Raw genomic sequence first — 9343 nt, forward strand, 5'->3', positions numbered from 1 at the left:
TGTAACCAATTTCTGCCACGATAAGGCCATGCGCCAGAAGGAACTCCGGATTGCCCTGGTCTGCTACGGCGGGGTCAGCCTTGCCGTCTATATGCATGGCGTGACCAAGGAGCTGTGGAAACTGGCGCGGGCCAGTCGCACCTTTCATGGTGGTCCTGATGGCGGCGCGGGAACCGAGGCGGTGTATCTCAGGCTGCTCCACCGGATCGAAAGCCACCACAAGCTGCGCCTGCGCGTGTTGCCGGACATTGTTGCGGGCGCTTCGGCAGGCGGCATCAACGGCGTGTTCCTGGCCCAGGCGGTCCATTCGGGCCAAAGCCTCGAACCGCTGACCGACCTGTGGCTCGACTGCGCGGACGTTGACGTCTTGCTCGATCCCGATGCCCGGCCGTGGTCGCGCTTTGCCAAGTTCTGGGCGATGCCGCTGGTCTACTGGATGCTGAAGCGCCCCGGCAACGTCGTTTCTTCCAGCGTCGCTCCCGAAACCCGCAGCGAAGTGCGCTCCAAACTGTCGCGCCTGATCCGCTCGCGCTGGTTCGAGCCGCCATTCGGTGGCCTCGGCTTTTCGCGCCTGCTGGCCCGCGCGCTCGACGCCATGGCCAAGGGCGATGCGGAGCCGCCTTTGCTGCCGCCCGGCCACCCGCTCGACCTGTTCGTCACCGCGACCGACTTCAAGGGCCACCCGGAAGTGCTGCGCCTCCATAGCCCCGCGCTGATCGAGGAAAGCGAACATCGCCTGTCGATCGGGTTTCGCGCCGTCACCCCCGAACGGGGGGGATACGCCCTCGCCCCGCCGCTCGAAATGGTCTTCGCCGCACGCGCCACAGCCAGCTTTCCCGGCGCTTTCCCGCCGCTGCAATTTGCCGAGATCGACGCGCTGGGGGCAGAACGCGGCGATCCCTGGCTCAGCCGCACCGCCTTTGCCGAGCGGGTCATGCCCGAACACAGCCACCGCGGCGATCTGGGCAACGTGGCGCTGATCGACGGATCGGTGCTGGTCAACGCCCCCTTTGCCGAAGCGATGGGCGTGCTGCGCGACCGGCCCGCCCAGCGCGAGGTGGACCGCCGCTTCGTCTATATCGACCCGCACCCCGATCAGGTCGGCGGCATTGCCAAGACCGATCCGCGCGCGCCGGGGTTCTTCTCGGTGATCTTCGGCTCGCTCTCCTCGATCCCGCGCGAACAGCCGGTGCGCGATAACCTTGATGTGCTGGACCGGCGCTCGCGCGAGCTTGCCGAGCTCAAGAAGATCGTCGAGGCGCTGCGCCCGGATGTCGAGGCGACGGTCGACAAGCTGTTCGGCCATACACTGTTCTTCGACCGGCCGACCGTCAAACGCCTGACGTCATGGCGCGGCACGGCGCAGCAGGCGGCGGCCGAACGGGCCGGGTTCGCCTTTCAGGCTTACGGCCAGGTCAAGCTGGCCGGGATCCTGAACGATCTGGCTGAAACGATCCTCGGCGCCGCGCCGCATCTGGGGGTCGCGAACGCCATGCCGATTGCCGACCACCTCGCGAACTACCTTACCGAGCAGGGACTTGAGCGGGTGATGAGCGAGCGGACCGGGGCGAGCGAAGCGGCGATCGAGTTTTTCCGCGAGCACGACCTTGGCTTTCGCATCCGCCGCCTGCGGCTGCTCGGGCGGCGCTTGTCAGAGGACTGGGACGATCTTGCCACCACCGCGCCCGAAGCGCGCGAGACGGCGCGCGAAGCGGTTTACCGCGCGCTGGCGCTCTATTTCGACCGCGAGGGTGGCAACTCGCTGGGCCGCGATTTTCCCGAGATCGCGGGACAAGTGTTCAGCGATCCTGGCGCGGTTCTGGCCAATATCGCCACCCGCCGCCAGCTCCCCGCGACGGACCTTGTGGTCGATGCCCTGCTGGTCGAGGCTTTGGCCGGCATACCGCGCGAACTGCGGCGCCGGATCATGCTGACCTATCTCGGCTTCCCGTTCTACGACACGGTGACCCTGCCGCTGCTGCGCGGCGAGACCAGCAGCGAGTTCGAGCCGGCCAAGGTTGACCGCATTTCGCCCGACGATTGCACCACGATCCGCCAGGGCGGCGCCCACACGATGCTGCGCGGGACCGAGTTCTACAACTTCGGCGCCTTCTTCAGCCGCGCCTACCGCGAGAACGACTACCTGTGGGGACGGCTCCACGGCGCGGAGCGGATGATCGACCTCGTCGCCTCGGCCCTGCCGCGCGGTGCAACGCTCGATCCGGCCGAACTTGAAACATTCAAGCGCGAGGCGTTCCTGGCTGTGCTGGACGAGGAAGCCGAACGGCTGACCACCGATCCCGCGCTGGTGCCGGGGATCAGGCGCGAGGTGGAGGCGCTGGATCAGGGGTAGTTTGCGGGGCGAGTTTCAGTCTGGCTTCGGATACACGGTCGAACGTCTTGGACGGCAGGAAAGTTGGGGAACGGGCGCCAACATGGAATAGGTTGATGGCAGGAGGGCAGCCATATACCTAAACCCCATGACCGTGCTTCGAACCGACCTGCGTAAACGCTACAATCATCCAGATATACTCATCCAAGTTGACGATTCATGGGTACAACTGGCTGATTGGCTTCCTCGATACTTCACTGAGCAGGTTCAACAGGGCGTTCATTTCGTACCTGGCCAGCTGGTTCAGGTCGGATGGATGCTTTTGAGAATTGAAGATAACGCTGAAGGTTGTCTTTTTGTCTCTGAACCAGACCTGAAATCCATGCCAATCCAATGGAGCGTAGGCGCAACACGGACCGTTCGATTACTGGCACTGCATAGAGCGATCTGTGACGAGTTGTGTGTAAACTTGGAATTCCGCTCACTTCGCGAAGCACTTTCGACAACGACAGAAGTTCCACCAAACAACGAGTTTTATCTAACCCGCACTGAAGCTGAAGGCTCCAACTCAGGGTGGATATTACATAGGCATAATGAAGCTGAATTGCGACTGATGTCGTTATATGAAGCAGCACTCATCAATAACGCAATTATCCCCTTTCTCGCCCTACCCACCGGCTCTGCCGTTGTCCGAAACGAAGATCGGTTAACGGTCTCAGTTGGGGGACTCGAGCTTTCTTCGGAATCGAGCCCACTCTTCCGACATCTCGCAACCGCGGATAATTTTTTGGATCGCTACTAGCTTCCAATGCCTGATTTGGCGGTATTTCCGGACAGATTGCAGCGGCCACGTAGTCTCCCAAAGCGGACGCCGCGATCCCCAACAGCCCCTGCCCCAGATCAGAAGCGGCGGCGCTCCGACAATCCTGCCGAACAGCGCCGCCTTGATCCGCGCTAATCCGTCAGGTCGCTCCACATGTCCTTGAGCCGGTCGAAAAAGCCCTTGGACTGCGGGCATTCCTCGCCGGTTTCGGTTTCCTGCAGTTCGCGCAGCAGTTCCTTCTGGCGGCTGGTGAGCTTGGTTGGGGTTTCGACCATGATTTCCACCACCAGGTCGCCGCGCCCGCGGCCTTGCAGCACGGGCATGCCCTCGCCGCGCTTCCTGAGTTGCTTGCCGGACTGGATGCCCGCCGGGATCAGCACGGAAATCAACTTGCCGTCGAGCCCCGGAATCTCGATCTCGCCGCCCAGCGCCGCCGTCGTGAACGTGATCGGCACGCGGGTGATCAGCGACGTGCCGTCGCGGTCGAACACCGCGTGGCGGCGGATGTGGAGGAAGATGTAGAGGTCGCCCGCAGGTGCGCCGAACGGCCCAGCCTCGCCCTTGCCCGCCAGGCGCAGCCGGGTGCCGGTATCGACGCCGGGGGGAATGGAGACTTCGACCTTTTGCGGGCGGTCAACCCGACCTTCGCCGCGGCACGACTTGCAAGGTTTTTCGATGACTTCGCCGCGCCCGTGACAGGTCGGGCAGGTGCGCTCGACCATGAAGAAGCCCTGCTGCGCGCGAACCTGGCCGTGGCCGCCGCACAGGTTGCAGCGCCGCGTGCCGGTGCCCGGTTCCGCGCCGGAACCGTCGCAAGGGTCGCACTTGCTCGACACCTCGATCTCGATCTCGGTGGTCTTGCCGTGGAACGCCTCGTCGAGCGTGATCTCCATGTCATAGCGCAGGTCCGCGCCGCGCCGCGCCTGCTGGCGCCCGCCGCCGCCGAACCCGGCACCGAAGATCGTCTCGAAAATATCGCCAAGGTCGGAAAAGCCGCCGCCGGGCCCGCCAGCGCCGCCGCCCGGGCCGCCCATGCCGCCGTTCTTGAAGGCGTCCTGCCCGTACCGGTCATAGGCCGCGCGCTTTTGCGGGTCCTTCAGGCATTCATAGGCTTCGCTGATCGCCTTGAAGCGCTCTTCCGCTTCGGCGTCGCCCGGATTGCGGTCCGGATGCCAGCGCATCGCCAGCTTGCGGTACGAAGACTTGATTGTCCCTTCGTCCGCCGTGCGCTCGATTTCGAGCAATTGATAGAAATCGGCTTCAATCGCCATGATTACACCCCGGCCCCGGTCCCGCCATCCCGGCGCGAAGCCGGGATGGCGGGGGGAGTTTCACAGCTGATTAGCCCTTGTTGTTCTCGTCGACTTCCGAGAACTCGGCATCGACGACATCTTCGGCGTCAGCACCCGGAACTTCCGCGCCCGGCGAGGCGGCCGCAGCCTGTTCCTTTTCGTAAATCGCCTGGCCCATCTTCATCGCGACTTCGGTGAGCGCCTGGGTCTTGGCGGTCATTTCGGCCGGATCGCCGCCTTCGACGGCAGTCTTGGCTTCGGCGATGGCGGCTTCGATTTCGGCCTTGAGGCCGGCGTCGATCTTGTCGCCGTTTTCTTCGAGCTGGCGCTCGGTCGCGTGGATCAGGCTGTCCGCGTTGTTCTTGGCTTCCGCCGCTTCACGACGCTTCTTGTCCTCTTCGGCGAACCGTTCAGCGTCCTTGACCATCTGGTCGATGTCGCTGTCCGAAAGGCCGCCCGAGGCCTGGATCTTGATCTGCTGCTCCTTGCCGGTGCCCTTGTCCTTGGCCGACACGTTGACGATGCCGTTGGCGTCGATGTCGAAGGTCACCTCGATCTGCGGCACGCCCCGGCGCGCCGCCGGAATGCCGACAAGGTCGAACTGGCCGAGCAGCTTGTTGTCGCTCGCCATTTCGCGCTCGCCCTGGAACACGCGGATCGTCACGGCCTGCTGGTTGTCCTCGGCGGTCGAGAACACCTGGCTCTTCTTGGTCGGGATCGTGGTGTTGCGATCGATCATGCGGGTAAACACGCCGCCCAGCGTTTCGATGCCGAGCGAGAGCGGGGTCACGTCGAGCAGCAGCACGTCCTTGACGTCGCCCTGCAGCACGCCTGCCTGGATCGCCGCGCCCATGGCGACGACTTCATCGGGGTTCACGCCGGTGTGCGGTTCCTTGCCGAAGAATTCCTTCACCACTTCGCGCACGCGCGGCATGCGGGTCATGCCGCCGACCAGCACGACGTCGTCGATGTCGCTGGCCTTGAGGCCCGCATCGGCCAGCGCCTTGCGCATCGGTTCCTTGGTGCGTTCGATCAGGCCGGCAACCATCTTTTCAAGATCGGCGCGGGTGATCGTTTCCACCAGGTGCAGCGGGGTGGTCGCCCCGCCTTCCATGCGGGCGGTGATGAAGGGCAGGTTGATTTCGGTGGTCTGCGCGCTCGACAGTTCGATCTTGGCCTTTTCGGCGGCTTCCTTGAGCCGCTGGAGGGCCAGCTTGTCGGTGCGAAGGTCCATGCCTTCCTTCTTCTTGAACTGGTCGGCCAGCCATTCGACGACCTGGGTGTCGAAGTCTTCGCCGCCCAGGAAGGTGTCGCCGTTGGTCGACTTCACTTCGAACACGCCGTCGCCGATTTCGAGGATCGAGACGTCGAAGGTGCCGCCGCCAAGGTCATAGACCGCGATGGTTTTGCCGTCCTGCTTGTCGAGGCCATAGGCCAGCGCCGCGGCAGTCGGTTCGTTGATGATGCGCAGCACTTCGAGGCCCGCGATCTGCCCCGCGTCCTTGGTCGCCTGACGCTGCGCGTCATTGAAGTAGGCGGGCACGGTGATCACCGCCTGCGTGACGGTTTCACCGAGGTAGCTCTCGGCAGTTTCCTTCATCTTCTGCAGCGTGAAGGCGGAAATCTGCGACGGGCTGTAGTCTTCGCCGCCGGCCTGAACCCAGGCGTCGCCGTTCTTGCCCTTGACGATGTGGTAGGGGACCAGTTCGGTGTCCTTCTTGGTCACCGGGTCGTCAAAGCGGCGGCCGATCAGGCGCTTCACCGCGAAAATGGTGTTGTCGCCGTTGGTCACGGCCTGACGCTTGGCCGGCTGACCGATCAGGCGTTCGCCGTCCTTGGTGAAGGCGACGATCGACGGCGTGGTGCGCGCGCCTTCCGAATTCTCGATAACCTTGGGCTTGCCGCCGTCCATCACGGCGACGCAGCTGTTGGTGGTGCCAAGGTCGATACCGATAACTTTACCCATATTACCCCATCCTTAGGTCATGTGTGACGCCGCTTCGTGTGTCTCCCGGCAAGCGGCAAGACAGGTCGGCAGCTCTGTTACCGGGCCGATATAGGTGCGGTTTTGCTTGGCACAAGGGCTGCGGGCGGTTAGCCATGCGCGCCAAAGTCAGGCTCTTGAAAGGACTTGCCATCGTGACCTTTTTCCGCACCGTCGCTGCTCCCCTCGCCATCGCACTGGCTCTTGCCGGCTGCCAAGCAAAGGAAGGCAAGGATGCGGGTGCCGAAGCCACCGCAACCACCGCGCCCGAAGCTGCCCCCGGCGCGCAGCTGACCGACGGCAAGCTGGTGCTCCCGGCTGTTTCGGGCAATCCGGGTGCGGCCTATTTCACGCTGTCGAATACCGGCAAGGATACCGTTTCGATTGCCGCCGTCGCGGTTGAAGGCGCGGGCAAGGCCGAAATGCACCAGACCATGAGCGGCGAGATGCGCCCGGTTGACCGCGCCGATGTGGAACCCGGCACCGCGCTCAAGTTCGAACCCGGCAGTTTCCACGTGATGGTCTTCGATCTCGATCCCAAGCTGGCCGCCGGCGGGACGACTGAGCTTACCATCACCCTTGCCAATGGCGACAAGGTGTCCGCCCCGCTTGCGATCGAAGCCGCAGGCAGCAGCGGCGGCGAAATGAACATGGGCCACCGTTGAGCCAGCATGATTGCCCGGCGGGCGGCGCAAGGGCGCTGACGCCGGGCGAAGTGGCGCTGGTGCGCTCGGTCTTCGGCGACGCGATCGATTGCGCGATTGTGCAAATCCACCGCCGCCGCTGGTTCCCCCTGCAACCGCGCCGGATCACGATGGCCCCAATGGGCCACCTGCATTTTCATCCTCATTCCGACGCCTATGCGGACGACTTCAGCACAGCCTCGCCCGCGCTACAGGGCCATTTCATCCACGAGATGACCCACGTCTGGCAGGTCCAGCAAAAGGGCCGCTGGCACCTCGTCCTGCGCCGCCCCTTTTCGCGGCGCTACGATTACGTGCTGAAACCCGGCAAGCGGCTGGAGGACTACGGGATCGAGCAGCAGGCGGAGATCGTCCGCCATGCCTTCATGGCGCGGATGGGCTGGCACGCGAAGGGCGCCGCGAGCCGGTTAGCTTACGACGCCCTTGTGAAATTTCCCGACAGCGGTGGTTAGTCCGGCTTCTTCGCCACCGCCACCATCGCCGGACGCAGCAGGCGATCCTTGATCATGTAACCAGCCTGGAGTTCCTGCAGCACGGTGCCGGGTTCGGCATCGGCAGAAGGAACTTCCATCATCGCCTGGTGTTGGTTGGGATCGAGCGGCAGGCCGGTGGCGGCGATGCGGCTGATGCCGTGGAGGCCGAACACCTTGTCAAGTTCGCGCGCGGTGGCTTCGATCCCGGCGACGAGACCCTTGAACCGCTCATCCTCGCGCAGATCCGCCGAAATGGCATCTAGCGCGCGCGCCAGATTGTCCGAAACCGAGAGGATGTCGCGGGCAAAGCCGGTGGCGGCATAGGCGCGCGCATCGGCCACGTCCTTTTCCAGGCGGCGGCGCACGTTCTGCGTTTCGGCCTTGGCGTAAAGGATGTCCTGCTTGGCGGCCTCCAGGTCGCTCTTGAGCATGGCAAGCGCATCGTCGAGCGCTTCGCCGGCGTTCTCCAGGTCGATCATGTCTTCGGGCACGCCCTTCAATTCGGCTTCTACCGCCGGATCGACCTGCGGCTTGTTATCGTCAGTCATCGTATCAAAAAACCCGGTTATGCTATCAATTTGCCCAAGGATTGAGCGGTGAAATCCACCATGGGGACTAGCCGCGCATAATTCAACCGCGTCGGCCCGATAACCCCGACAACGCCGACCACCCGGCCCTCGCGGTCGCGATAGGGCGAGGCGATCACAGACGAGCCGGAAAGCGCGAAAAGCCGGTTCTCCGCGCCAATGAAAATCCGCGTCGCCTCCGCCTCGCGCGCGGAATCGAGCAGGTCGGCGACCGACTGCTTGTTTTCGAGGTCATCGAGCAGCAGGCGCACCCGTTCCAGATCGGTCAACACGCTCTCGTCAAGCAGGTTGGCCTGGCCGCGCACGATCAGCACGGGGCGCCGGGCCGCATCCTCGCTCCACACCGCAAGCCCGCGCTCAACCAGATCGCACCCCGCCGCGTCGAGCGCCGTGCGCCCGGTGGCGATTTCGGCCCGGATCGCGCGCACCGCTTCGGAGAGGGACCGCCCGGCAAGATGCGCGGAGATATAGTTCGAAGCCTGTTCCAGCGTGCCCGGCGCAACCCCCAGGGGCAGGTCGACCACGCGGTTCTCCACTCCGCCGTCGACGCCAACCATCACCGCCAGCACACGGGTCGGCGAAAGCGGCACGAGCTGCAACTGGGCCAGCCGCTGTTCGCGGCGCGGCACCATCACCACACCCGCGCAGGCCGAAAGGTCTGACAGAACCGCGCTGGTCGCCGCCAGCGCCGCCTCGATCGGGCCGGGCTGCGCCACCTGCCGTTCGATCGCGGCGCGTTCCTCCAGCGTGGGTTCGGCCACCTGCATCATCCCGTCGACGAACAGCCGCAGCCCCAGGTCCGTCGGCATGCGGCCCGCGCTGGTATGGGGCGCGGCGAGCAGCCCTAGCCCTTCCAGTTCATGCAGCACCGAGCGGATCGAGGCGGGCGACAGGTTCAGCCCTGTCCCCGCCAGCGTCTTGGAACCCACCGGCTGCCCGGTCGCCAGATAGCCTTCGACCACGAGGCGAAAGATATCGCGCGCGCGGGTGGTCAGTTCGGAGATCGGAAGGCTCGCCATAAGGCGTTATTTAAGGCGCACTCTTGCAGGCTCAACCCCATTGCGCCAAACGCTCCCCCAAACAAACTGACAAAGGACAATCCATGCGACCTTCCGGCCGCGCGCCTGACGAAATGCGCGCCATCGGCT

General features: G+C 64.3%; 8 protein-coding genes. 4 read left to right on the plus strand and 4 right to left on the minus strand.

The genetic code is table 11. The features are described 5' to 3' along the window. Positions 1-28: 28 nt before the first annotated feature. Together ACE3SN_RS06915 and ACE3SN_RS06920 are read left to right on the plus strand one after the other, a co-directional pair. Positions 29-2353 (plus strand): patatin-like protein, encoded by a 2325-nt coding sequence (locus ACE3SN_RS06915; protein WP_374528687.1) that lies wholly within the window; start codon positions 29-31, stop codon positions 2351-2353. 127 nt (positions 2354-2480) lie between these two features. Next, the gene (locus ACE3SN_RS06920; RefSeq protein WP_374528688.1) at positions 2481-3134 is read left to right on the plus strand and encodes a hypothetical protein; all 654 of its coding nucleotides are present in this window, start codon (positions 2481-2483) and stop codon (positions 3132-3134) included. 152 nt (positions 3135-3286) lie between these two features. Here ACE3SN_RS06920 and dnaJ read toward each other — a convergent pair whose 3' ends face one another. Beyond that, positions 3287-4426: a molecular chaperone DnaJ gene (gene dnaJ, locus ACE3SN_RS06925; RefSeq protein ID WP_374528689.1), complete on the minus strand. Its 1140-nt coding sequence runs from the start codon at positions 4424-4426 to the stop codon at positions 3287-3289. 70 nt (positions 4427-4496) lie between these two features. Continuing rightward, a complete protein-coding gene (dnaK, locus tag ACE3SN_RS06930; RefSeq protein WP_374528690.1) occupies positions 4497-6413 on the minus strand; it encodes a molecular chaperone DnaK in 1917 nt (638 codons plus the stop codon). Between the two features lie 173 nt (positions 6414-6586). Between dnaK and ACE3SN_RS06935 the strand changes: the two genes are divergently transcribed. Next, entirely contained in the window at positions 6587-7096 is a 510-nt protein-coding gene (locus ACE3SN_RS06935; RefSeq protein WP_374528691.1) for a copper chaperone PCu(A)C, read from the plus strand. Continuing rightward, positions 7093-7587 (plus strand): vgr related protein, encoded by a 495-nt coding sequence (locus ACE3SN_RS06940; protein ID WP_374528693.1) that lies wholly within the window; start codon positions 7093-7095, stop codon positions 7585-7587. Before ACE3SN_RS06935 ends, ACE3SN_RS06940 begins: the two co-directional genes overlap by 4 nt. On the opposite strand, the gene grpE is transcribed toward ACE3SN_RS06940, so the two are convergent. After that, positions 7584-8156 (minus strand): nucleotide exchange factor GrpE, encoded by a 573-nt coding sequence (gene grpE, locus ACE3SN_RS06945; RefSeq protein WP_374528695.1) that lies wholly within the window; start codon positions 8154-8156, stop codon positions 7584-7586. The two genes, ACE3SN_RS06940 and grpE, sit on opposite strands and share 4 nt — an antisense overlap. A 17-nt stretch (positions 8157-8173) precedes the next feature. Continuing rightward, positions 8174-9214: a heat-inducible transcriptional repressor HrcA gene (gene hrcA / locus ACE3SN_RS06950; protein WP_374528697.1), complete on the minus strand. Its 1041-nt coding sequence runs from the start codon at positions 9212-9214 to the stop codon at positions 8174-8176. Between the last annotated feature and the right edge of the window lie 129 nt (positions 9215-9343).

It is taken from the genome of Novosphingobium sp. (assembly GCF_041915465.1).
Classification (GTDB): domain Bacteria; phylum Pseudomonadota; class Alphaproteobacteria; order Sphingomonadales; family Sphingomonadaceae; genus Novosphingobium.

Excerpts from the sequence above, each read along its gene's own strand:
- ACE3SN_RS06915 (WP_374528687.1), top strand. The coding sequence starts at position 29 with ATGCGCCAGAAGGAACTCCGGATTGCCCTGGTCTGCTACGGCGGGGTC.
- ACE3SN_RS06920 (WP_374528688.1), top strand. The coding sequence starts at position 2,481 with ATGACCGTGCTTCGAACCGACCTGCGTAAACGCTACAATCATCCAGAT.
- dnaJ (WP_374528689.1), bottom strand. The coding sequence starts at position 4,426 with ATGGCGATTGAAGCCGATTTCTATCAATTGCTCGAAATCGAGCGCACG.
- dnaK (WP_374528690.1), bottom strand. The coding sequence starts at position 6,413 with ATGGGTAAAGTTATCGGTATCGACCTTGGCACCACCAACAGCTGCGTC.
- grpE (WP_374528695.1), bottom strand. The coding sequence starts at position 8,156 with ATGACTGACGATAACAAGCCGCAGGTCGATCCGGCGGTAGAAGCCGAA.
- hrcA (WP_374528697.1), bottom strand. The coding sequence starts at position 9,214 with ATGGCGAGCCTTCCGATCTCCGAACTGACCACCCGCGCGCGCGATATC.